General features: G+C 73.6%; 24 protein-coding genes. 9 read left to right on the top strand and 15 right to left on the bottom strand.

Annotated features, from left to right (window positions below; genetic code table 11):
- Nucleotides 1-2: 2 nt before the first annotated feature.
- From AC4H2H_RS04840 to AC4H2H_RS04820, 5 genes are all read right to left on the bottom strand, one after another.
- Nucleotides 3-1,094, bottom strand: coding sequence for a GNAT family N-acetyltransferase (locus AC4H2H_RS04840; RefSeq protein WP_494369682.1), 1,092 nt, complete (start codon nt 1,092-1,094; stop codon nt 3-5).
- A gap of 24 nt (nt 1,095-1,118) precedes the next feature.
- Nucleotides 1,119-1,838: a phosphoribosylformylglycinamidine synthase subunit PurQ gene (gene purQ, locus AC4H2H_RS04835; protein ID WP_494369681.1), complete on the bottom strand. Its 720-nt coding sequence runs from the start codon at nt 1,836-1,838 to the stop codon at nt 1,119-1,121.
- Nucleotides 1,838-2,125, bottom strand: a complete 288-nt coding sequence (gene purS / locus AC4H2H_RS04830) for a phosphoribosylformylglycinamidine synthase subunit PurS (RefSeq protein WP_483775378.1) — start codon at nt 2,123-2,125, stop codon at nt 1,838-1,840. Before purS ends, purQ begins: the two co-directional genes overlap by 1 nt.
- A gap of 213 nt (nt 2,126-2,338) precedes the next feature.
- Entirely contained in the window at nt 2,339-2,923 is a 585-nt protein-coding gene (locus AC4H2H_RS04825; protein ID WP_494369680.1) for a hypothetical protein, read from the bottom strand.
- Nucleotides 2,920-3,300: a PadR family transcriptional regulator gene (locus AC4H2H_RS04820; RefSeq protein ID WP_494369679.1), complete on the bottom strand. Its 381-nt coding sequence runs from the start codon at nt 3,298-3,300 to the stop codon at nt 2,920-2,922. Before AC4H2H_RS04820 ends, AC4H2H_RS04825 begins: the two co-directional genes overlap by 4 nt.
- A 173-nt stretch (nt 3,301-3,473) precedes the next feature.
- Between AC4H2H_RS04820 and AC4H2H_RS04815 the strand changes: the two genes are divergently transcribed.
- A complete protein-coding gene (locus AC4H2H_RS04815; RefSeq protein ID WP_494369678.1) occupies nt 3,474-3,821 on the top strand; it encodes a hypothetical protein in 348 nt (115 codons plus the stop codon).
- A gap of 55 nt (nt 3,822-3,876) precedes the next feature.
- Here the strand turns inward: AC4H2H_RS04815 and AC4H2H_RS04810 are convergent, their stop codons facing one another.
- A complete protein-coding gene (locus AC4H2H_RS04810) occupies nt 3,877-4,869 on the bottom strand; it encodes a phosphoribosylaminoimidazolesuccinocarboxamide synthase (RefSeq protein WP_494369677.1) in 993 nt (330 codons plus the stop codon).
- Between the two features lie 352 nt (nt 4,870-5,221).
- On the opposite strand from AC4H2H_RS04810, the gene AC4H2H_RS04805 reads away from it, so the two are divergent.
- Complete coding sequence (locus tag AC4H2H_RS04805; protein WP_494369676.1) at nt 5,222-6,796, top strand: ricin-type beta-trefoil lectin domain protein; 1,575 nt, start codon at nt 5,222-5,224, stop codon at nt 6,794-6,796.
- A gap of 151 nt (nt 6,797-6,947) precedes the next feature.
- Here AC4H2H_RS04805 and purD read toward each other — a convergent pair whose 3' ends face one another.
- Together purD and AC4H2H_RS04795 are read right to left on the bottom strand one after the other, a co-directional pair.
- Nucleotides 6,948-8,270: a phosphoribosylamine--glycine ligase gene (gene purD, locus AC4H2H_RS04800; RefSeq protein ID WP_494369675.1), complete on the bottom strand. Its 1,323-nt coding sequence runs from the start codon at nt 8,268-8,270 to the stop codon at nt 6,948-6,950.
- Between the two features lie 149 nt (nt 8,271-8,419).
- Nucleotides 8,420-9,706: an adenylosuccinate synthase gene (locus AC4H2H_RS04795; RefSeq protein ID WP_494369674.1), complete on the bottom strand. Its 1,287-nt coding sequence runs from the start codon at nt 9,704-9,706 to the stop codon at nt 8,420-8,422.
- A gap of 192 nt (nt 9,707-9,898) precedes the next feature.
- On the opposite strand from AC4H2H_RS04795, the gene AC4H2H_RS04790 reads away from it, so the two are divergent.
- Nucleotides 9,899-10,342: a DUF3151 domain-containing protein gene (locus AC4H2H_RS04790; protein ID WP_494369673.1), complete on the top strand. Its 444-nt coding sequence runs from the start codon at nt 9,899-9,901 to the stop codon at nt 10,340-10,342.
- 58 nt (nt 10,343-10,400) lie between these two features.
- A complete protein-coding gene (locus AC4H2H_RS04785; protein WP_494369672.1) occupies nt 10,401-10,763 on the top strand; it encodes an STAS domain-containing protein in 363 nt (120 codons plus the stop codon).
- Between the two features lie 27 nt (nt 10,764-10,790).
- Here the strand turns inward: AC4H2H_RS04785 and AC4H2H_RS04780 are convergent, their stop codons facing one another.
- The gene (locus AC4H2H_RS04780; RefSeq protein WP_494369671.1) at nt 10,791-13,013 is read right to left on the bottom strand and encodes an ATP-binding SpoIIE family protein phosphatase; all 2,223 of its coding nucleotides are present in this window, start codon (nt 13,011-13,013) and stop codon (nt 10,791-10,793) included.
- 137 nt (nt 13,014-13,150) lie between these two features.
- Between AC4H2H_RS04780 and AC4H2H_RS04775 the strand changes: the two genes are divergently transcribed.
- A complete protein-coding gene (locus AC4H2H_RS04775) occupies nt 13,151-13,576 on the top strand; it encodes an STAS domain-containing protein (protein ID WP_494369670.1) in 426 nt (141 codons plus the stop codon).
- A gap of 117 nt (nt 13,577-13,693) precedes the next feature.
- Here the strand turns inward: AC4H2H_RS04775 and fbaA are convergent, their stop codons facing one another.
- The 3 genes from fbaA to AC4H2H_RS04760 form a co-directional block, all read right to left on the bottom strand.
- A complete protein-coding gene (fbaA, locus tag AC4H2H_RS04770) occupies nt 13,694-14,716 on the bottom strand; it encodes a class II fructose-bisphosphate aldolase (RefSeq protein ID WP_494369669.1) in 1,023 nt (340 codons plus the stop codon).
- A 111-nt stretch (nt 14,717-14,827) separates the two neighbouring features.
- Complete coding sequence (locus AC4H2H_RS04765; RefSeq protein WP_494369668.1) at nt 14,828-15,541, bottom strand: TrmH family RNA methyltransferase; 714 nt, start codon at nt 15,539-15,541, stop codon at nt 14,828-14,830.
- Entirely contained in the window at nt 15,538-16,509 is a 972-nt protein-coding gene (locus AC4H2H_RS04760) for a DUF368 domain-containing protein (protein ID WP_494369667.1), read from the bottom strand. The genes AC4H2H_RS04765 and AC4H2H_RS04760 overlap by 4 nt, the downstream gene beginning before the upstream one ends.
- Nucleotides 16,510-16,612: 103 nt before the next feature.
- Here AC4H2H_RS04760 and AC4H2H_RS04755 point away from each other — a divergent pair, with 103 nt between their 5' ends.
- Nucleotides 16,613-17,353: an HAD-IIA family hydrolase gene (locus AC4H2H_RS04755; protein WP_494369766.1), complete on the top strand. Its 741-nt coding sequence runs from the start codon at nt 16,613-16,615 to the stop codon at nt 17,351-17,353.
- Nucleotides 17,354-17,355: 2 nt separating this feature from the next.
- Here the strand turns inward: AC4H2H_RS04755 and pyrE are convergent, their stop codons facing one another.
- The 3 genes from pyrE to AC4H2H_RS04740 all read right to left on the bottom strand — a co-directional run bounded on the left by pyrE (nt 17,356) and on the right by AC4H2H_RS04740 (nt 19,732).
- On the bottom strand, nt 17,356-17,943 hold the full coding sequence (gene pyrE, locus AC4H2H_RS04750; protein WP_494369666.1) for an orotate phosphoribosyltransferase: 588 nt from the start codon (nt 17,941-17,943) through the stop codon (nt 17,356-17,358).
- 60 nt (nt 17,944-18,003) lie between these two features.
- On the bottom strand, nt 18,004-18,813 hold the full coding sequence (locus AC4H2H_RS04745) for a hypothetical protein (RefSeq protein ID WP_494369665.1): 810 nt from the start codon (nt 18,811-18,813) through the stop codon (nt 18,004-18,006).
- A 154-nt stretch (nt 18,814-18,967) separates the two neighbouring features.
- Nucleotides 18,968-19,732: an SDR family NAD(P)-dependent oxidoreductase gene (locus AC4H2H_RS04740; RefSeq protein WP_494369664.1), complete on the bottom strand. Its 765-nt coding sequence runs from the start codon at nt 19,730-19,732 to the stop codon at nt 18,968-18,970.
- 72 nt (nt 19,733-19,804) lie between these two features.
- Here AC4H2H_RS04740 and AC4H2H_RS04735 point away from each other — a divergent pair, with 72 nt between their 5' ends.
- From AC4H2H_RS04735 to AC4H2H_RS04725, 3 genes are read left to right on the top strand one after another with little or no spacing between them, the layout of a single operon-like run.
- On the top strand, nt 19,805-20,590 hold the full coding sequence (locus AC4H2H_RS04735) for an exodeoxyribonuclease III (RefSeq protein ID WP_494369663.1): 786 nt from the start codon (nt 19,805-19,807) through the stop codon (nt 20,588-20,590).
- A gap of 27 nt (nt 20,591-20,617) precedes the next feature.
- Nucleotides 20,618-21,118, top strand: a complete 501-nt coding sequence (locus AC4H2H_RS04730; protein ID WP_494369662.1) for a DUF4190 domain-containing protein — start codon at nt 20,618-20,620, stop codon at nt 21,116-21,118.
- A gap of 2 nt (nt 21,119-21,120) precedes the next feature.
- Entirely contained in the window at nt 21,121-21,930 is an 810-nt protein-coding gene (locus AC4H2H_RS04725) for a DUF4190 domain-containing protein (RefSeq protein WP_494369661.1), read from the top strand.
- Nucleotides 21,931-21,935 lie beyond the last annotated feature (5 nt).

The following is a 21,935-nucleotide window of genomic DNA, read 5'->3' as shown; positions in this document are numbered from 1 at the left end:
CGTCAGCGCACGCGCTTCGCGAAGCAGAGCGCGACGGCGTTGTCGTCGTCGTAGGGCGGGAACGGCACCACCGTGCGGTAACCGAGGGACCGGTACAGCGCGATCGCGCCGGGCTGACGGATGCCGGTCTCGAGGAGCAGCGTGGTCGTTCCGAGCTCGCGCGCCGCGACGTCGAGCGCCGTCAGGAGGGCGCGCGCGGTCCCCGTGCGTCGCGCCTGCTCGCGCACGAAGACCTTCTTCACCTCGAGCGCGTCCGGCGGCGCACCGGGCGCTGGTCGCCGGAGCGATGCGCACCCGACGGGTTCGCCGTCGCGGACGGCGAGGAGCGTCGTCACGACGTCGGCGCCAAGGCGCGCGTCCAGGACCCCGAACCCTCCTGCTGCCTCGAATCCGGTGATCAGCTCGGGATACAGCACTGCCGACGACGTCTCGTGCATCTCGCGACGCAGCGCCCGCGCGTCGACGTCGTCCCACGAGACAGGGCGCACCGTGACCGCGGCGGTCGGCGTCGCACCCGCCGGCGCCCCGTTCGCCGGCCCGGGACCGACCGGGTGCATGCCGTCGTCCAGGTCGAGCGCGAAACAGCGCGACAGCGGATGACCGGCGTAGACGCCGTACGACTCGATCGGGACGTAGCCGAGCGAGAGGTAGAGGTCGATGGACTCAGGCTGCTTCGTCCCCGTCTCGAGGACGAGCCGTTCGAGCCCGACGTCGCGGGCGTGGCGGTGCGCCGCCCGCATCGCGGTGCGCGCGTGACCGCGTCCGCGGAACGCCGGCTCGACGAACAGGCGCTTCACCTCACCGGTCCGTGGCGGGTGCGTCCCGCCCCGGCCGTCGGGCGTGTCCGAGACGTCGCGCACCGCGACGAACGCGACGGCCGCGCCGTCGTCCCGCACGACGACGTTCGCGACGGTCGCGTCGGGCATGAAGGTCCCCGCGTCCGGCTCGCCGTAGCGCACGGCGATCTCGGCCTGCTGACGCGCCCGCAGTCGCGCCGCGTCCGGGTCCTCGCCGGCGACCGCCTCGACCGTGACGAGGCCCCGTCCCGGCGAGCGGACGGCGTCGCGCAGCACGTGCCCCGGCGAGCCCGTCACGCCGACCTCGTCATACCGAACCCGTCACGCGTCGACGAGCGTGCCCAGCACCGACGTGAAGAAGCCCAGCCCGTCGGTGCCCGCACGCGGGCCGGCCTCGCTCGCCGGGCCGAAGCCCGCCTCCACGGCGTGCTCGGGGTGCGGCATGAGCCCGACGACGTTCCCCGCCGCGTTGCTGATGCCCGCGATGCCGCGGCGCGAGCCGTTGGGGTTGTGGCCGTCGTAGCGGAAGACGACGCGTCCCTCGCCCTCGAGCTCGTCGAGCGTGCGGTCGTCGGCGACGAACTGGCCGTCCTGGTTCTTCAGCGGGATCGTGATGCGCTGACCGGCGGCGTAGTCGCGCGTCCAGGCCGTGCCGGCGTTCTCGACGACGAGCACCTGCTCACGGCAGACGAAGTGCAGGTGGTCGTTCTTGATCATGGACCCGGGTAGCAGATGCGCCTCGGTGAGGACCTGGAACCCGTTGCAGATGCCGAGGACGGGCAGGCCGCCCTTCGCCGCGTCGACGATCGAGTCCATGACCGGCGCGAAGCGGCTGATCGCTCCGGCGCGCAGGTAGTCGCCGTAGGAGAAACCGCCCGGCAGGACGACCGCGTCGACGCCGTGCAGGTCGGCGTCCGCGTGCCACAGCGAGACGGCCTCGCCGCCGGCGAGACGCACCGCGCGTGCGGCGTCACGGTCGTCGAGCGTGCCGGGGAAGGTGACGACGCCGACCTTGGCGGTCGCGAGAGCTGCCCCGGACATCAGGCGAGACCCTGCGAGGTGATCGTGGCGGCCGCATCCGTCTCGATGTCCGCGACGCGCACGACGTCCTCGATCACCGGGTTCGACAGCACCTTGACCGCGGCCTCCTCGGCGGCGGCGAGGATCTCCGGCGTCACCGGACCGTCGACCTCGAGCTCGAACCGCTTGCCCTGACGGACGGAGGTGAACTGAGTGAATCCGAGGCGCGGCAGCGCCCCGACGACGGCCTTGCCCTGCGGGTCCAGGATCTCGGGCTTGGGCATGACCTCGACGACGACGCGTCCCACGGGGGCTCCTTGGCGAGAGTGTTTCGGGAGAGCCGGGGCTCCGGGATCCCGACCACGTCACGGGCGTCGAGGACGGCCGGGTGCGGACGAGCGGGAGCCGACGGCGGGATTCCGCGGCCATTCTACCCAGGCACGGGTGACGCCCGGTCCCGTGTCCGCGAAGGCTCCGCGTGGTCGTGCGGCGGGTCCGTCCCGCTCGGCCAGGGCGGCAGCTCAGGCGTCGACGGCGCGCGGCGGGTCCACGGGGATGTTGCCGTCGAGCACGTGCTTGCGCCAGGCTCGCTCGACGTTCTGGCGCTGCCAGAGAAATCCTGCGCCGATGAAGACGCCGACGAACGCGAGCGCTGTCCACGGCTCGATGACGGGGTCCCACTCTCCGTGGCGCGCCCATGCGACGAGGGCCGGCACGCACCAGACCAGGACCATGACCATCACGTTGAACAGCCTGGAGCGCCAGGGGTAGAACGCGCCGTGGATGTCGTCCGCCACCCACCACCAATACCGCGCGGGCAGGCGCACGTCGAGCACTCGGTAGAGGAGCCACCGGCCGAGCGGCGGGTGCTCGCGCCACCGCAACCCCCACCCCGCGCGCACGAGCCCCACCGCCTCCCGTGCGCCGACCCACCGGGGCGAGCGGGCGCCGTCGGGCCCGGAAGCCCGCAGGACGGCGGGCCCCGCGAGGTCGAGCAGGACGGTGAGCGCCTCCTCGCCGTGGAGGTCGCGCCACCGACGCGGGTAGGTGCGCAGCCAGAACCGGACGGACCGCTCGTAGCGGTCGGCCGGGCGTCGCGCCGTCATGCCCCGCTCCCGGCGAGGTCACCCTCGGCCCCTGGCGCGGATCCGCGCGCGAGCGAGCGTCGCGCTCGCTCGGCGAGGTCCGCGAGGCGCAGTGTCTCCGCGCGTGCCGCGCGGCGCCCGTCGTCGGTCGCGCGGTAGTAGCGACGCAGGCGGCCGTCGACCACCTCCTCGCCCGTCGGCTCGACGAGTCCGGCGGCGACGAGCCGGTCGAGGTTGCCGTAGAGCGTGCCGGCGCCGAGCCGGGTACGGCCGTCGGACAGCTCGCGGACCGCCTGGATCACCGCGTAGCCGTGCCGCGGCTCGGCACTGAGGGCGAGCAGCACGAGGTACGCCTGCTCGGTCATGCGGAACGGCGGCGTCGCGCCCGTGGTGGTCATAGGTCGATATATATCGCACAACGATTCATAGCGCCATCGTCGACGCATGTCGGTGGCGGCGGCTAGAGTCGAACACGTGTTCGAGACGCACGCTCGGGCACGGTGCGAGGGCGGAGTCCTGCCCCTTCTCCGCCCTCGCACGAACCGGACGACCCGAGGCAGGGAGGTCTCGAGTGTTAGCACCGATCACCACGGCACCGACGACTCGACGCCGGGCGCGGCCCTCGCCCCCGACCGTCGCGCGCGTCCTCACGCGCGACGAGACGTGCGTCTTCCCCGGTTGCCGCGTCCCCGCGTTCCGCTGCGACCTCGACCACGTGGTTGCACCGCGCCCCGACGCGGACGACGACGCATGGGCGGCGGCGCAGGAGGCGGACAACCTCGTCGCCCTGTGCCGGCACCACCGCGTGGTGCGCCGGCGCGACGGGTGGCGCCCCGCGCTGCTCGCCGACGGCGCGGTCCGGTGGACCGCGCCGAGCGGGCACTCCTACGTCCGCCCCGGGGCCGAGCGCACGGCGTGACCGGCTGCTCGGCCGGCACGGTCTCCGGCGGCGCCCACAGGGCGGTCTGGCGGGGTCAGGCGAGGGGCATGCCCGTGAGGCGCTCGTACGCCTCGAGGTAGCGGGCGCGCGTGCGGGCGACGACGTCGCTCGGCAGGGACGGCGGCGGGGCGTCCGACGCTCGGTCCCAGCCGGACGCGGAGGATGCGAGCCAGTCGCGCACGTACTGCTTGTCGAAGCTCGGTTGCGAGCGACCCGGCTCCCACTGGTCCGCGGGCCAGAACCGCGACGAGTCGGGCGTGAGCACCTCGTCGCCGAGGACGGTCCGGCCCGTCGCCGGGTCCACACCGAACTCGAGCTTGGTGTCCGCGAGGATGACGCCGCGCTCGCGCGCGACCGCCTCGGCGCGCGCGTACACGGCGAGCGTGAGCTCGCGCAGCCGCGTGGCGTCGTCGAGGCCGATCTGCGCGGCGACGACGTCGAACGAGACGTTCTCGTCGTGCTCGCCCACCGCAGCCTTCGTGGCTGGCGTGAAGATCGGCTCGGGCAGGCGCGACCCGTCCACGAGCCCGTCCGGCAGCGGGACGCCACACACCTCGCCCCCGGCGCGGTACTCCACGAGCCCGGAGCCGGTCAGGTACCCGCGCACGACGCACTCGACGGGAAACATCTCGAGGCGGCGGCAGATCATCGCGCGCCCCGCGACGACGTCGGGCACCAGCCCGTCGCCCGGCTCCGCCGAGACCTCGGTGGACACGACGTGGTTCGGCACGAGGTCGGCGAGCTGGTCGAACCACCACAGGCTGAGCTGCGTGAGGACGATGCCCTTGTCCGGGATCCCCGGCGACAGCACGTGGTCGAAGGCGCTCACGCGGTCGCTCGCGACGACGAGCACGACGTCGCCGAGCGGGTGCACACCACCGACCGAGGGAAGGTCGGGCTCGTAGAGGTCGCGTACCTTGCCGGAGTACACGTGCCGCCAGCCCGGCAGGTCGAGCGCGGCGGTGTCGAACGCGTCCGCCTCGCCGAGCGAGAGCGCCGGTGCGGGATCCAGGGGCGTGTCGGTCACGGGCCCTAGTCTCCCATCGCCCGCCGCGACACCCGCAAGCCCGTCCGAGGAGCGGGTCCGCCGAACACGACATGAGGGTCGTCTCCGCCGTGTATCCGACATCCATGTCGTGCTCGACAGCGCGGGACGCCGTGGTCGGTGGACATCGAGCCCGTGACGAGCTCACCGGCTTTTGCTAAGGTGCCTGACAACCTGCATGGGAGCGCTCTCTCACCGATGAGAGGCCGCTGCGGCACGGAGCAGGATCGCCCCGCCCCGCGGGGCAGCAGCACGGATCAGCACGGATCAGCACCACCCGTCCGCGACGTCGCCGACAAGTGCGGCGTCGCTGTTCCGCACCAAGGAGGCAACGATGCACCACGGAAAGCTGCCCTACCGCCTGATAGCCCTAGCAGGAGGCCTCGGCCTGGTCGTCGCCGGCGTCGGCCTGGCTCCGGCCGCGACGGCCACCACCGCGACGAGCGGGGCGAGCGGCACTGCCGCCGTCGTCGACCCGGGCTCGGCCGACCTGCCGGCCGGCCAGCTGCAGGCCCTCTCTCGAGACCTCGATCTGGCCCCCGGCGAGATCGACGACCGCCTGACGCTCGACGTCGTGACCGGGACCATCGAGGAGACCCTGAGCGCCGAGCTCGGCTCCTCGTACGCCGGAACCTGGGTCGACGCGGAGGCCGGAGAACCGGTCGTCGCGGTTACCGACGCGTCCCTGCTCCCGACGATCGAGGCGACGGGGGCTGAGGCCCTCGTCGTCGTCCGCAGCCTCGACGCGCTCGACGCCACGGCGCTGGCACTGGGCGACGCCGCGACCCCGGCCGCCGTCCAGGCCTGGTACGTCGACGTCACGACGAACGAGGTCGTCGTCCAGACGGTCGACGCGCAGGCGGCCGAGTCGTTCGTCGCCGGCGCGGGCGTCGACCCGACTGCCGTGCGCACGGAGGTCGTCGCGGTCCCGTACGAGCCCGTGGCGGACGTCCGCGGCGGCGACCGGTACATCACCCGGAACCCGGGCGCCTCGTCGGGCGCGGCGTGCTCCATCGGGTTCGCCGTCCAGGGTGGGTTCGTGACCGCCGGCCACTGCGGATCGACCGGACAGGAGGCCCTCACGGCGTCGTGGGCGCGCATGGGCACCGTCCAGGCGTCGTCCTTCCCTGGCAACGACTACGCGTGGGTGCGCGTCGACGGCGGCTTCACCCCCGTCCCGCGCGTGAACGACTACGCGGGCGGCACCGTCGACGTCGCCGGCTCGGCCGAGGCTCCCGTCGGCGCGTCCGTGTGCCGCTCCGGGGCCACGACGGGCTGGCGCTGCGGCACCATCACGGCGAAGAACGTCACGGTGAACTACTCGAACGGACCGGTCTACGGGCTCGTCACGATGACGGCCTGCGCCGAGGGCGGTGACTCGGGCGGCTCGGTCATCTCGGGCAACCAGGCGCAGGGAGTCATGTCTGGGGGGAGCGGGAACTGCAGCAACGGCGGGAACTCGATCTACCAGCCGCTGCGACCGATCCTCGACGTCTACGGGCTCTCGCTCGTCACGACCGGCGGGTCCGGTGCGCGCCCCATCGTCGGCTACGCCGACAAGTGCATCGACGTCCCCGGCAGCGACTTCTCCGACGGCAAGGCGCTGCAGCTCTGGACGTGCAACAACACGGCGGCGCAGCAGTGGACCTTCCCCGGCGACGGCACCGTCCGCGTCGGCGGCAAGTGCATGGACGTCGCGTGGGGGTCGACGGCCAACGGCGCGACGATCCAGATCGTCAACTGCAGCGGTCACCCGGCGCAGCAGTTCGTGCTGAGCGGCGCGGGCGACCTCGTGTCGGTGAACGCGAACAAGTGCGTCGACGTCGACGGCTGGAACAGCAACGACGGCGCGCGCCTCATCCTGTGGGACTGCCACGGCGGCGCGAACCAGAAGTGGCGGCTCGGCTGACCTGACCGGCGCCCCGGCGCCGGGGCGGGAGCCGGAGCGCCGAGCACGACGTTGCTGTCGTCAACGCTCGCAGAACGACAGCAACGTCGTGCTCGGCAGCGGGGAACCTCGTGCTCGGCGGTGCCGGCACGTCAGGTCCGACGGCGGGGCGTCAGCCCGCGAGCGTGACGTCGCCCGCGGCGGCCTTGGCCGCGATGTCGGTGCGGTGGTGCGAGCCCGGGAGCACGATGCGGTCGACCGCGGCGTACGCCCGACGGCGCGCGTCGGCCAGGTCCGTGCCCCGCGCCACGACCGACAGCACGCGCCCGCCGGAGGCGAACAGGGCGCCGTCGTCTCCACGCGACGTGCCGGCGTGCAGCACGTGCACGCCCTCGACGTCCTCGGCGGCGTCGATGCCCGTGATCGGGTCGCCGCCGCGCACCGAGCCCGGGTACCCGTGGGCCGCGACGACCACGGTGACCGACGCGTCGTCGTGCCAGCGCAGGGAGCCGATCTCGGCCAGACGCCCCTGGGCCGCCGCGAGCATCACCGCGGAGAGCGGCGTCGCGAGGCGCGTGAGGACCGACTGCGTCTCCGGGTCGCCGAACCGCGCGTTGAACTCGACGACGCGCGTGCCGCGGCTCGTCAGCGCGAGCCCGACGTAGAGCACCCCGACGAACGGCGCCCCGCGCCGGGCCATCTCGTCGACGGTCGGCTGCGCGACGCGTGAGACGACCTCGTCGACCAGGCCCGCGGGCGCCCACGGGAGCGGGCTGTAGGCGCCCATGCCGCCGGTGTTGGGGCCGGCGTCGGCGTCGAAGGCGCGCTTGAAGTCCTGGGCGGGTGCCAGCGGGACGACGGTCGCGCCGTCGCTGAGGCAGAACAGCGAGACCTCGGGGCCGTCGAGGTACTCCTCGACGACGACGCGCGGGTCCTCGGGCGAGCCGTCCGGCCCGACGCGCGGCGACGCGAAGCACGCGGCGGCGTGCTCGAGCGCCGCCTGGCGGTCCTCCGTGACGACGACGCCCTTTCCGGCGGCGAGTCCGTCGTCCTTGATGACGTAGGGCGGGCCGAACGCGTCGACCGCGGCGGCGACCTCGTCGACGTCCGTGCACACGTGCGCGAGCGCCGTCGGGACGGACGCGGACGCCATCACGTCCTTCGCGAAGGCCTTGGAGCCCTCGAGGCGGGCGGCCTCGGCGCTCGGCCCGAACACCGGGATGCCGGCCTCGCGCACCGCGTCCCCGACGCCCGCGACGAGCGGCGCCTCCGGTCCGACGACGACGAGGTCGACGCCGAGGCCGGTCGCGAGCGCGGCGACCGCGGCGCCGTCGTTCTGGTTCACCGGATGCAGAGTCGCGAGGTCCCCGATCCCGGGGTTGCCGGGAGCGGCGTGCAGCTCGTGCGGGTCCGCGCCCGTGCGGTCGGCCTCGTGCGCGAGGGAGTGGACGATGGCGTGCTCGCGGGCACCGGTCCCGACGACGAGGATCTTCACGGGCGCCGAGTCTACCGAGACACCCTCGGCGACCTGTCAGCGTCTCGACGACCCAGGGATCCGTGCACCGCTGACAGGTTCCCGGCCCGCAGAGTTGTCAGCGCCCCACGGTTCCGGGGACACGTGGGGCGCTGACAGGTCGCGGGACCTCAGTGGATGAGGTCGTGGCGCGGGATGATCGCGTCGCGGCTCGGCCCGACGCCGATGGCCGAGATCCGCGTGCCCGACATCTCCTCGAGCGCGAGCACGTAGCGCTGCGCGTTGACGGGCAGGTCCTCGAACGTGCGGGCGCCGGAGATGTCCTCCCACCAGCCGTCGAGCTCCTCGTAGATCGGCTTCGCGTGGTGGAACGCCGTCTGGTCGAGGGGCATCTCGTCGTGGCGGACGCCGTCGACGTCGTACGCGACGCACACCGGCACCTTCTCGAACCCGGTGAGGATGTCGAGCTTGGTGAGCACCATGTCCGTGATGCCGTTGACGCGCGTCGCGTAGCGCGCGATGACCGAGTCGTACCAGCCGCAGCGGCGCGCGCGACCGGTCGTCACGCCGTACTCGCCGCCCTGCTTGAGCAGGTACTCGCCGTTCGCGTCGAACAGCTCGGTCGGGAACGGGCCCTCGCCCACGCGCGTCGTGTAGGCCTTGATGACGCCGATGACGGAGCTGATGCGCGTCGGCCCGACGCCCGAGCCCGTGAGCGCGCCGCCCGCCGTCGCGTTGGACGACGTGACGAACGGGTACGTGCCGTGGTCGACGTCGAGCATCGTCGCCTGGCCGCCCTCGAACAGGACGTTCTTGCCGGCGTCGAGCGCCTTGTTCAGCTCGAGCGCCGTGTCGGCGACCATCGGCTTGAGGCGCTCGGCGTACTCGAGCAGCTCGGCGACGGTCTCGTCGACCGTGATCGCGCGCCGGTTGTAGACCTTGACCAGCAGGTGGTTCTTCTGGTCGAGCGAGCCCTCGATCTTCTCCGCGAGGATCTTCTCGTCGAACAGGTCCCAGATGCGGATGCCGACGCGGTTGATCTTGTCCGCGTACGCCGGGCCGATGCCGCGCCCGGTCGTGCCGATGCGGCGCTTGCCGAGGAACCGCTCGCTCACCTTGTCGGTCGTGCGGTGGTAGCCCGCGATGACGTGCGCGGAGCCCGAGACCAGCAGCCGCGAGACGTCGACGCCTCGGGAGATCAGGTCGTCCAGCTCCTGGAAGAGGACCTCGATGTCCACGACCACGCCGTTCGCGATGACCGGCGTCACGCCCGGCGACAGGATGCCCGACGGCAGCAGGTGGAGCGCGTACTTCTCGTCCCCGATGACGACCGTGTGGCCGGCGTTGTTGCCGCCGTTGAACTTGACCACGTAGTCGACCCGGGAGCCGAGCAGGTCGGTCGCCTTGCCCTTGCCCTCATCGCCCCACTGGGCACCGACGAGCACCACGCCTGGCATGGAATCCCCACTTTCGCACTGCCTGTTCCTCGGGCCGGTCATGTCGTGCGCGCGCCGGGTGCGCGTCGGCACCGGCGGAGCAGTGCCCGACGGCGCAGCTCCCGCGGGACCGAGGAGTCGCCCGGGCGGCAGTCACCCGGGGACCGGCGCCGAGTTTACCGGTCGGATGACGGATATTGACCTTCCGGCACAATGGGTTCCATGAGCGACTCCCACGCGAACCTCCTCGACGGCCCCGCACCCGTCCGCCTCCCCGACGCCTTCGCGGCCGCCCGCGAGGAGATCGCCGCCGACGGCGACCCGTACGAGATCGCCGGGCGGTACCCGTCGAGCTCGCTCGCGTGGGCCCACCTCGCGGAGGACGTCCTCCACGAGAACGGCTCGAAGGGCGCCGTGACGGCGTACGCCTTCGCCCGGACCGGGTACCACCGCGGCCTCGACTCGCTGCGCCGTGCCGGGTGGCGCGGACAGGGACCGATCCCCGCCGACCACGTCCCGAACCAGGGTTTCCTGCGCGCGCTCCTCGCGCTCGCGGAGTGCGCCGCCTACATCGGCGAGGTCGACGAGGCCGAGCGGTGCGAGAAGTTCCTGCGCGACTCCGGCACCTCGGCCGACGAGGTGCGCGCCCTGCGCTGACGCGCGCACGCCCGGCCCGGACGGGCGGCCCACCCGGGCGCCGATTAGAGTCGACCGCATGATCGAGATCGCCACGTCCCCCGCGACGACGACCCTCGTCATCGCGGGTGATCTCGACCTCGCCGAGCGGGACCAGTTCCCCGAGATCGCCGCCCGGGTGGTGGGCCTGCGCCGTCAGCTCCTCGTCATCGACATGTGCCGCGTGACGTTCATGGACTCGACGGGTGCGGCGTTCCTCATCTCGCTCGCCGACTCCGGTCGCAAGCGCGGCGGCGCGACGGTCCTGCGCGGCTGCGACGACCGCGACCTCTTCGTGCTCGAGGTCTGCGGCGCGCTCGAGCTGTTCCGGATCGACGCCGACCACCGTTGCGAGCCCGCGACGCCGCCGTCCGGCTTCGCCAAGATCGAGCCCCCGGCCTGACCCCGGCCCGGCCGACCGGAGACGGCGCTACCGCGCGGACGGCCGCAGCGTCGCCCACACGAGCTTGCCGGACGCCGTCGGGCGCCAGCCCCAGTCGGCCAGCCGCTCGACGATCTGCATGCCGAACCCGCCCATGCGGTTGGCGTGACCGTCCGTGGGCACGGGCGGCGCGGGGTTGGAGTCCTCGACCTCGACGCGGATGCCGTCGCCCGTGTCGAACAGGCGCAGCGCGAGGTGGCCCCACCCGTGCAGCACGCCGTTCGCCACCAGCTCCGAGACGACGAGCTCCGCGTTCGCGCTGTCCTGGACGCCCCACGCCTGGCACGTGCGCACGACGGCGTGCCGCGCGCGCCCGATCGACGCCGGCTCGCTCGGCAGGAGCCAGCGGCGGCTGCGCGGGCTGAGCACGACCGCCGACGGGTCGTGCACCGGATCGGGGATGCGCACGACGACGAGCGCGACGTCGTCCTCGGGCGCGTCGGCCAGGCGTGACAGCAGCTCCTCGCCCACGCCCGCCGCGTCGACGGCCGTGACGGCCGCGGTCGCCGCGACGAGGGCGTCGAGCCCCACCCGCAGCGCGCGGTCGCGGCGCTCGATCAGCCCGTCGGTGTAGAACACGAGCGTGTCGCCCGGCTGCAGGGTCGCGACGCCGGTCGACCGGCTCCGGCCTCCGAACCCGACGAGCGCGCCGCCCGCGTCGTCGAGCTGGGTCACCGTGCCCACGCGCAGCAGGAGCGGCGGCAGGTGCCCGGCGCGCGAGTACTCGATGCGCCACGAGTCGGTCGGCTCCTCGGCGTCGGGCTGCGTGAGGGCGGCGTAGACGAGGCTCGCGGAGCGCGGGATGCGCATGCCCTGCACGAGCTGGTCGACGCGCTCCAGCACGGGGCCGGGCGTCGTCAGCTCGTACGCGTACGAGCGCACGACCGAGCGCAGCTGACCCATCGCGGCCGCCGCCTCGACGTCGTGCCCCACGACGTCCCCGATGACGAGCCCGACGACGTCCGGCGCGATCTGCAGGACGTCGTACCAGTCACCGCCCACCTGCGCGTGCTCGGAGTTCGGCGCGTAGTACGTCCACACGTCGAGCCCGGCCACGTCGGCCTGCTCGGGGAGCATCGCGCGCTGCAACGTCTCCGCCAGCCGGTGCTCGCGGGCGTACAGGCGCACGTTGTCGATGGCCACGCCCGCCCGTCGCGCGATGATCTGCAGGAGCGTGCGGACCCCGTCCCGCCCCTCCGCCTCCGCGCCCAGCGGGCCAACCGGCGCACCCGGGGGGTCGCCCGTGACGAGGAGCCCGAGGATGCGCCGCCGGCCGGGGACCGCCGAGACCGTCACGACCTCGGGCCGTCGCCCGAGTCCCCCCAACCGGTGCTGCAGGTCGCGCTGGAGCCAGCCCGAGGCGGACCACTGGGGGTAGGCCGAGGACAGGTCGAGCGTCACCGGCCCTTCGATCCGACCGTCGAGGACGTCCTGCACCCGGTCGGGGACGTCGACGAGGCGCGCACGGGACGTCGACGCGCTCTCCGTCGCGGAGTCCCCGAGGGCGTCGGTGTCCTGGACGCCCGCCATGGACGGGTGCGCCCCGGGCGTGTACCGGCCGTGACGCTGGCCACGGCCGCTCGGCGGTGCCGCGGTGTCCACGCCCTCGGCGAACCGGAGGCCGTCGTCGTTGAGGTAGAAGCCGGCCCAGTCGACGACGTACCCCGTGAGGAGTGCCGTGATGTCGCGCAGCGCGTAGGGCTGGTCGAGGTCGGCCAGGAGGTCCGAGGTGCGCGCGACGACGTCGAGCACGGCCCGCTCGCGCCGCTCGTGCGCGAGGGAGGCGACCTGGTCGGCGTAGCGCTCGAGGTGCTCGGACACGTCCACCTGCACGCCGACCCAGTGGGTGACCTCACCGCTCTGGTCCGTCAGGGGTGCGAGCGACAGCTGGGTCCACACCGGCGTGCCGTCGCGCCGCAGCGCGCGCACCGTGTGCGTGACCATCCGCCCCTCCACGATCGCCGCCCGCAGCGACTCCGCGTCCACGGGCTCGGTGAGGAGCGCCTCGAGGACGTGCGGGCTGCGTCCGACGAGCTCCGCCGAGGAGAATCCCGTCTGCCGCTCGAACGCGCGGTTCACCCAGACGATCGGCATCTCGGCCGACCGCGGACCGGTGACGAACATCGCGACGCCGGCGCCCTCCATCGCACGCGTGCAGAGCTCCTGGACGTGCGGGGGCAGGTCGGTGCCGAGTCCCGGCGAGCCGCCCATCGTCACCTCCGGCAGTTCGTGCGCGGGCGGTCTGGCTTCCCACGCATCGGTCGCGTTACTGTCCCGACTGGACATTCAACCGTAGATTGGTGTTTCCCGAGACCGGAACCGGTCCGGATCCGCGGAAAGGAGAGCCGGTGCGCGAAGGAACATCCTCGGCCGCCGACCGTCCGGTCGGCATCGCCGGCGAGCCCGCACGAGCGGGCGACCCGGCCAGCGTGCACGTCATCGTGGGGACGTCGCGCGCTCGCATCGTGCTCTCGGGCGAGATCGACGCCGACCTGGGCGCCGACCTGCAGGAGGCGACCGCCGCGGCGGAGGACTCCGGTCTGCCCGTCGAGATCGACGCGCACCACGTCACGTTCATGGACTCGTCCGGCGTGGCGTTCCTCGCACGGCTCGCGTCGCGCGGCCCCCACCGCGTGCGGGTCCTGCGCGCGCCACCGACCGTCCGGTTCCTGCTCGAGGTCACCCGCATCGGCGAGCTCCTCGACATCGTCGACGTCGACCCCGGCTTCGACATCGAGGAACGGCCCGGCGACGGCACGCCCGCGCCGGGCTGACACACCGCCGTCTGGCGGCCCGTCGCGCTCCTCACGAGACGACGAAGGCCCGGTCCGACAGGACCGGGCCTTTGCGCGAGCGGGGCCGACGCCGGGCGCCGGCTCAGACCGCGAGCGTCAGCGGAGCTTGTTGCCCGCCGAGCGCAGCTGCTGCGACGCCTCGACGATGCGGGCGGCCATGCCGGCCTCGGCCAGCTTGCCCCAGGCGCGCGGGTCGTACGCCTTCTTGTTGCCGACCTCGCCGTCGATCTTCAGCACGCCGTCGTAGTTCGAGAACATGTGGGCGACGACGGGACGGGTGAACGCGTACTGCGTGTCCGTGTCGATGTTCATCTTGATGACGCCGTTGTCGACCGCCTCGGAGATCTCCTCGGCCGTCGAGCCGGAGCCGCCGTGGAACACGAGGTCGAACGGGTTCTCCTTGCCGATCTCCGCGCCGACGGTCTTCTGGATCTCGGCGAGGATCGACGGGCGCAGCTTGACGGCGCCCGGCTTGTACACGCCGTGCACGTTGCCGAACGTGAGGGCCGTGAGGTAGCGACCCTTCTCGCCGGCGCCGAGCGCGCGGACCGTCGCGAGGCCGTCCTCGGCCGTCGTGTACAGCTTCTCGTTGATCTCGGCCTCGTGGCCGTCCTCCTCGCCGCCGACGACGCCGACCTCGATCTCGAGGATCGTGCGGGCCGCCTGCGAGAGCTCGAGGAGCTCCGCCGCGATGACGAGGTTCTCGTCCAGGGGGATGTCGGAACCGTCGAACATGTGCGACTGGAACGTCGGCAGGCCACCGTTCTTGACCTGCTCGGCCTCGATCTGGAGCAGCGGGCGCACCCAGGAGTCGAGGTTCTTCTTCACGCAGTGGTCCGTGTGGATCGCGATCTGCACGGGGTAGCTCTTCGCGACCTCGGCCGCGTACGCCGCGAGGGCGAGCGAGCCGGAGATGCGGTCCTTGACCGTCGAGCCCGACGCGTACTCGGCGCCACCCACCGAGACCTGGATGATGCCGTCGGACTCCGCCTCGGCGAAGCCCTGGAGCGCGGCGGTGATGGTCTGCGACGACGTGATGTTGACGGCCGGGTAGGCGAACTTGCCTGCCTTCGCCCGGTCGATCATGTCGGCGTAGACCTCGGGGGTTGCGATGGGCATGCGGAGCTCCTGGGGAGTCGTGCGGGGTGGTTGATGTCAGGCAAAGTCTGGCACGGATGGCCGCGAGGCCGTCAGGGCCGTTCGACCCGTGGTCTCCGGACGACCACGCCTCTACCTCGCGGTGCCGTGCGGCCCGAGGTGCTCAGCGGCCCACGCGTGCATCGCGATCGCGCCGGCGGCGCCCGCGTTGATCGAGCGGGTCGAGCCGTGCTGGGTGATGTGCAGGACGGCCTCGCACGCCTCGACCGCCTCCGGCGTCAGGCCGGACGACTCCTGGCCGAGCAGCAGCACGCACGACGGCGGGAGCGCGTACCCCTCGATCGGCACCGAGCCCGGGAGGTTGTCGACGCCGAGCAGGGGCAGGCCCGCGCCGGCCGCCCACGCAGCCAGCTCCGCGACGGAGGCGTGGTGCTGCACGTGCAGGTAGCGGTCGGTGACCATCGCGCCGCGCCGGTTCCAGCGCCGCCGGCCGACGACGTGCACGCCCGCCGCGTTGAACGCGTTCGCCGTGCGCACGACGGAGCCGATGTTGAGGTCGTGCGCCCAGTTCTCGATCGCGACGTGGAGCGAGCGCGCAGGGTCGCGCCGGGCGTCGAGGTCCGCGACGACCGCCTCGACGGTCCAGTACCGGTACGCGTCGACGACGTTGCGGCGGTCGCCGTGGGCGAGCAGCTCCGGGTCGTACCGGGGATCGAGACGCGTGGCCCCCGGAGGACCGGCCGGGTCGGGCACGCGCGGCCAGGCCTCGCGTCCGCCCGGCCAGGGCCCTACCCCGACCTCGCGCGTCACGGGTCGCGCCTCGCCGCGGTCGTCGTCGCGGGTCACGCTCGGACCGGCGTACGACGCGCGGCCCGCGCCTCCCACAGCATCGCGACGGCGACGACCGCCGCCCCGGCGAGCGCGAGCAGCACGGGGACGAGGACGGACCCGGTCGGCGCCAGCAGCGTGCCGTCCTCCTCCTGCCAGGGCCACAGGGCCCGCAGCGACCCGATCATGAGGCCGGCGAGGACCGCCATGGTCGCCTGCCTGCGGTGATGCAGGAGCCACTGGAGGAGCTTGACGAACGAGCCGAGCCCGACGGCCGCACCGAGCACGAAGACCCCGACGAACGCCAGGTCGCGGTCGGACACGGCCTCCTGCACCGGGACGTAGAGACCCATCGCGAGCAGGACGAACGAGCCCGAGACACCGGGGAGCACCAGCGCGTTGATCGCGACGGCGGCGCCGAGGAAGACGAACCACGCGGACGGGTCGTCGACCTGCCCGGGAGGCAGGCTCGTCAGCAGGAAGCCCGCGACGGCCGCGAGCGCGAGCAGGACGCCGTCGAGCGGCCTGAAGCGGCCGGGCATCAGGCGCAGCGGGACGGCCACGGACACCACGATCATGCCGAAGAACACCGAGCGGACCGGGACCGGGTGCGACTCGAGCAGCGGCGCGACGAGCTGCAACGACAGGAGCAGCACCACGACCATGCCGACGAGCACCGGGACGAGGAGGCCCCAGTCCACTGCCCGCAGCGCCCGCACGGCCGGGCCGACCCCGCGACGGCGGACGAGCCCCGAGACGAGCTCACGGCCGGCGTGCAGGAGCTGTCCGGCGGCGTCGATCAGGTCGTCGTAGAGCCCGACGACGAGTGCGATCGTCCCGCCCGAGATGCCCGGTACCGACTCGGCGGCGCCGACGAGCCCGCCGCGGAGCGCAGAGGCGGGCGCGGACCGCCAGGAGGTGCGCGGGCGGGACAGGTGGGCGGGGTGCTCGTCGGGCGCGTGCTGGTCGGGCGGCGTGGTCGTCACCCGCGAAGGGTAGCCGGTGGTCCCAGTACGCTGGCAGCGGCATCGTCCACGGGAGAAGGAGCGCAGCGTGACCGAGCGGACCATCGAGTCGTGGCTCACCGACATGGACGGCGTGCTCGTCCACGAGGGGCGCGCGATCCCCGGCGCGCCGGAGTTCGTGCGCGCGCTGCGCGACAAGGGGCGCCCGTTCCTCATCCTCACGAACAACTCGATCTTCACCGCCCGGGACCTGCGCGCCCGGCTCGCGACGTCGGGCATCGACGTGCCCGAGGAGGCGATCTGGACCTCGGCGCTCGCGACCGCGCAGTTCCTGCGCGACCAGGTACCGGGTGGCAGCGCGTACGCGATCGGCGAGGCAGGGCTGACGACGGCGCTCTACGAGGCGGGGTACACGCTCACGGAGTCCGACCCCGACTACGTGGTGCTCGGCGAGACGCGCACCTACTCGTTCGAGGCGATCACGAAGGCCGTCCGGCTCATCCGCGGCGGCTCGCGCTTCATCTGCACGAACCCGGACACGACGGGGCCGTCCCAGGAGGGCCCGCTGCCGGCGACCGGGGCAGTCGCGGCGATGATCACCGCGGCGACGGGCCGCAAGCCCTACTTCGTGGGCAAGCCCAACCCGATGATGTTCCGGTCGGCGCTCAACCGCATCGACGCGCACTCCGAGAAGACGGCGATGGTCGGCGACCGCATGGACACCGACGTCGTCGCGGGCATCGAGGCGGGCCTGTACACCTACCTGGTCATGACGGGGTCGACGCGCGCCTCCGAGGTGGACCGCTTCCCGTTCCGGCCGAGCAAGGTCGTCGACTCGGTCGCAGACCTCGTCGACCTGGTCTGACGTCAGGACAGGCCGAGGTCGTCCAGGCTGAAGAGGAAGTGGTAGGGCACGCCGAGCGCCTCGATCTTCTCGCCTGCGCCCGTCGCGCGGTCCACGATCGTCGCGACGCCGACGACCTCGCCGCCCGCTGCGCGCACGGCCTCGATCGCCGTGATCGGCGACCCGCCGGTCGTCGTCGTGTCCTCGACGATGACGACCTTGCGGCCCGCGACGTCCGGGCCCTCGATCTGCCGCTGCATGCCGTGCGCCTTGGCCGCCTTGCGCACGACGAACGCGTCGAGGTCCTGCCCGCGCGACGCCGCGGCGTGCAGGAGCGCTGTCGCGATGGGGTCGGCGCCGAGCGTCAGACCGCCGACGGCGTCGATCTCGGCGGTGCCGAGACCGCGCTCCTCCAGCAGGTCGAGCAGCTGGTGCCCGATGAGCGGCGCGGCGCGGTGGTGCAGCGTCACGCGGCGCAGGTCGACGTAGTAGTCCGCCTCCTTGCCCGAGGACAGCGTCACCCTGCCGTGCACGACGGCGAGCTCGCGGATGAGGTCGAGCAGCTGCTCGCGGGGCGTCGGGGAGAGGGTCGATGCGGAGTCGTTGGTCACGACCGCCAGGGTATCGGCCGCGACGGCCGGTGCGGGAGCGTCGCGCGCACGGGCTCTGGCTCAGCGACCCCCGGGCGTGCCCCAGTCGGGCGCGTCCGGGGTCTGGGACCCGCCCGGCGTCCGCCCCGGCGCTGGACGCTGCGTCCCGTCCACGGCCGCCAGGCCGCTCCGGACGAGGGAGACGAGGTCGCGCGAGACGCGCGCGACGTCGGTGGAGCTCCACACGAACGCGTAGTTCGCGCTGAGGAGGATGCGTTCCCCCCGCAGGGAAGGGCTCATGAGCAGCCCTCGTACGTCCGGGCCGAGGAACTGCCGGGTGCGCTCGCCGTCGATGCCCCGGATCGACCACGCCCGGTCGACCTCGGCGTCGCCGATCTCGATCTCCTCCCCGCTCAGGCGATTGAGGATCGGTCCGAGGAACCCCTCCGGCTTGAGGTCGAGCCGCGGCAGGACGCCGGCGCCGGCCGTCTCCACGGCGATGATCGGCAGGTCGTGCCGCGCGACGTACGAGCGCCGGCGCGACCCCGTCGCCCCGGTGCCGTGCACCGTCTCGTACTCCTTGGTGTGCCATACGTACGTGAACGCCGTGACCGGGTAGCCGTCGACCGTCGTGCGGAGGACGTCGACGGCGCCGCGCTCGAAGCCGTCCTCGTCGAACGGGCCGCCGCGGAACCGGTCGACGAGCGAGTCGTCGCGCGCGGTGCGCTGCCAGCCCGGGTCCGGGGCCTGGAGAGCGACGGGTGCCCCTGCGTCCCTGGTACCGCCCGTCCGCCCGGTCGCGGCGCGCACGAGCCGCACGACCGTGGATACGACGACGAACACGAGCACCGCGCCGATGAACAACGGGACGAACGTGAACATGCTCGACATCTGGCCGAACCCCGCATCTGGACCCACGACCTGCCCCTCTCGTCGGTCAGGGGTCAGGTGCCCCCGCACCGCCGGCCACCCTAGCGGGCCGCGCCGGCGGCGGGAGCCGAGTCCACGCCGGGACGCTCCGCGCGCACGCGGTGCGTCCCCGGCGTCAGCGGTAGCGGCCGATGGCGCGGACGGCGGATCGGGGCATCGCCCGCAGCGCGGCGGACGCGACGCGGTAGCGCACCGACGGCGTCGAGATGACGACTCCGCGCCGCACGTCCGCGAGCGCCGCGGCGACGACACGGTCGGCGTCGAGCCAGGCGACGTCGGGCAGCGTGGACTTGTCGATGCCCGCGCGCTCGTGGAACTCGGTGTGGGTGAACCCCGGGCACAGCACCGTGGCCGTGACGCCGGTGCCCGCGAGCTCGACCGCGAGGCCCTCCGTGAACGACCGCACCCAGGCCTTCGCGGCGGCGTACGTGCCGCCGGCGGTGAGCGCCGCGACGGACGCGACGTTGAGGATCGCACCCCGCCCGCGGGCCGTCATCTGACCGGCTGCCGCGTGCGACAGGACCATGACCGCGCGGACCATGACGTCGAGCGCGGAGAGCTCGACGCCGAGGTCGCCGCCGACGAACCGCTGGTGCGTCGCGAACCCCGCGTTGTTGACGAGCAGCCCGACGGGACGCCCGTCCGGGCCCCCGGTCGAGGCGAGGCGAGCCGCGACGCGCGCGACGTCGTCGGGCGCGGAGAGGTCCGCGGGCAGGACCTGGACCCGGACGCCCGCGGCAGCCCGGATCTGCCGGGCGACGTCCTCGAGACGTGCCTCGTCGCGCGCGACGAGCACGAGGTCGTGCCGGGCGGTGGCGAGCTGCCACGCGAACTCCAGGCCCAGGCCGGCGCTCGCGCCGGTGATGAGTGCTGTCGCCATGGCCACAGCCTACGGTTCGCCGGCCGTCGCACGACCCGGCGGGGCGGGCGCGCCACGACCTAGGCTGGGCCCGTGCGCCTCGCGACCTGGAACATCAACTCCGTCCGCGCCCGGGTCGACCGGGCCCTCGACTTCCTGGAGCGGTCCGGGACCGACGTCCTCGCGCTCCAGGAGACCAAGTGCACCGACGCGCAGTTCCCCGTCGCGCCGTTCGAGGCGGCGGGCTACGAGGTCGCGCACGTCGGGGTGAACCAGTGGAACGGCGTCGCGGTCGTGTCGCGCGTCGGCCTGCACGACGTCGCGACGTCCTTCCCCGGCCAGCCCGCCTTCGACGGCCGCGTCGAGGCCCGCGCGCTCGGCGCGACGTGCGGCGGCGTGCGCGTGTGGAGCCTGTACGTCCCGCACGGGCGTCACGTCGGCGACCCGCACTACACGTACAAGCTGGCGTGGCTCGACGCGCTGCGCGCGCAGGCCGCGGGCAGGCTCGCCGACGACCCGACGGCGCAGGTCGCGCTCGTCGGCGACTGGAACGTCGCGCCCCTCGACACCGACGTGTGGGACGTCGCGTACTTCGCCGGCAAGACGCACGTGACCCCGGCCGAGCGCGACGCGTTCGCCGCGTTCGGCGCGGCCGGGTACACCGAGGTGACGCGTGAGGCGATCCCGGCCGAGCACACGTACACGTACTGGGACTACCAGCGCCTGCGGTTCCCGCGGAACCAGGGCATGCGGATCGACTTCGCCTACCTCTCCCCGGCCGCGCGCGAGCGGGTCGCACACGTGACGATCGACCGCGACGAGCGCAAGGGCCAGGGCGCGTCCGACCACGTGCCGGTGGTCGTGGACCTGGCCGACTGACCCGCGCGGCGTCGCTACGGTGTGTGCATGACCACGCCCCCCGTCCCGCCGTACGGGTCGCCCGACGAGCCGTCGGACCCCTACGCCGCACCGCGGCCCCACCAGCCGCCGCTCACGCCGTACGACCTGCCCTCCGACGCGGCGTCCACCCCGCCGCCCGGGCCGGGCGCGCCGCCCGCGTACGGGTCGCCCGCGGGCTTCGGGCCGCCGGCCTCGCCGTATGGCCCCGCCGCCCCGGCGCCGTACGGGTCGCCCTACGCAGCGCCGGGGTACCCCGGCGTCTACGGGTACACGCCGCCGCCGCGCACCAACGGGCTCGCGCTGGCGTCGATGATCGTGTCGATCGCGAGCCTCGTGCTGTGCGCGGGGTTCCCCGGCGTCGTCGGGCTGGTGCTCGGGATCGTGGCGCTCAACCAGGTGATGCGCGACGGGACGCGCGGCCGCGGTTTCGCGGTCACCGGCATCGTCGTCGGCGCGGTCTGCACCGCGTTCGCGATGCTCATCGTCGTCGCCGCGACGACGAGCTGACCATGGCCGACGACCTCTTCGCCCCGCCCGGCGGCCCGACCGGTTCCCGACCGCCGACGCCCCCGCCGCCACCACCGGGCGCCCAGGGCACGACGCGCGCGTCGTCGCCCACGCCGGGCGCCGTGCCGCCGACTCCGCCGAACCCACCGACGCCGGACGGCGCGGGCCCCGCGGACCCGGGGTTCGCCGCCGGGACGTACTACGCGCCGGGCTGGCAGCCGCAGGCGCCGCGCGTCGAGCCGCTCGCCGTGGCGAGCGTGCCGGCGGGCGTCGTCCTCGGGCCGGTGGGGATCGGCCTCGGTGGCGCGGCGCTGTCGCGCGTGCGGGCGCGCGGCACGCGGGGCCGCGGGCTCGCGGTCGCGGGGATGGTGCTGGGCGCGCTGGTCACGGTCGGGTGGGGCCTCGGCGCGTTCGTGTGGTGGCAGGGCGAGAAGGCCCGCACCCCGCTCGCGGGCGACGTCGACGCGCCCCGGACCGTCTCGGCACGCCAGCTCGTGCTCGGGTTGTGCCTCGACGAGCTCCCGCCCGACGGCGAGGTGAACGACGTCCGCGTCGTCCCGTGCGCGGACGACCACCGCGCGCAGGTCGTCGCCCGGACCGACTTCGGGGCCGACGAGATATGGCCGGGCCAGCAGGCCGTGGACCGCCGCGTCGCCCGGGTCTGCACGGCCGGCGTGCTCGGGCCGGACGCGCCCGACGGCGTCACGTTCGTCGTGTGGTCACCGACGGAGGCGTCCTGGCGCGACGGCGACCGCACGGGGCTGTGCCTCGTCGCGAGCGACACCCCGCTCCCGGTCGACCTCCTGGGCTGAGCCCG

This window comes from Cellulosimicrobium sp. BMG9.22, assembly GCF_059159975.1.
This window is presented reverse-complemented; position numbering and strand designations above follow the sequence as displayed.

Coding starts and splice junctions, on each gene's coding strand:
- purQ (WP_494369681.1), bottom strand. CDS start 1,838: ATGTCCGGGGCAGCTCTCGCGACCGCCAAGGTCGGCGTCGTCACCTTC.
- AC4H2H_RS04825 (WP_494369680.1), bottom strand. CDS start 2,923: ATGACGGCGCGACGCCCGGCCGACCGCTACGAGCGGTCCGTCCGGTTC.
- AC4H2H_RS04820 (WP_494369679.1), bottom strand. CDS start 3,300: ATGACCACCACGGGCGCGACGCCGCCGTTCCGCATGACCGAGCAGGCG.
- AC4H2H_RS04805 (WP_494369676.1), top strand. CDS start 5,222: ATGCACCACGGAAAGCTGCCCTACCGCCTGATAGCCCTAGCAGGAGGC.
- AC4H2H_RS04795 (WP_494369674.1), bottom strand. CDS start 9,706: ATGCCAGGCGTGGTGCTCGTCGGTGCCCAGTGGGGCGATGAGGGCAAG.
- AC4H2H_RS04790 (WP_494369673.1), top strand. CDS start 9,899: ATGGGTTCCATGAGCGACTCCCACGCGAACCTCCTCGACGGCCCCGCA.
- AC4H2H_RS04785 (WP_494369672.1), top strand. CDS start 10,401: ATGATCGAGATCGCCACGTCCCCCGCGACGACGACCCTCGTCATCGCG.
- AC4H2H_RS04780 (WP_494369671.1), bottom strand. CDS start 13,013: ATGGGCGGCTCGCCGGGACTCGGCACCGACCTGCCCCCGCACGTCCAG.
- fbaA (WP_494369669.1), bottom strand. CDS start 14,716: ATGCCCATCGCAACCCCCGAGGTCTACGCCGACATGATCGACCGGGCG.
- AC4H2H_RS04755 (WP_494369766.1), top strand. CDS start 16,613: ATGGACGGCGTGCTCGTCCACGAGGGGCGCGCGATCCCCGGCGCGCCG.
- AC4H2H_RS04745 (WP_494369665.1), bottom strand. CDS start 18,813: ATGTCGAGCATGTTCACGTTCGTCCCGTTGTTCATCGGCGCGGTGCTC.
- AC4H2H_RS04740 (WP_494369664.1), bottom strand. CDS start 19,732: ATGGCGACAGCACTCATCACCGGCGCGAGCGCCGGCCTGGGCCTGGAG.
- AC4H2H_RS04730 (WP_494369662.1), top strand. CDS start 20,618: ATGACCACGCCCCCCGTCCCGCCGTACGGGTCGCCCGACGAGCCGTCG.
- AC4H2H_RS04725 (WP_494369661.1), top strand. CDS start 21,121: ATGGCCGACGACCTCTTCGCCCCGCCCGGCGGCCCGACCGGTTCCCGA.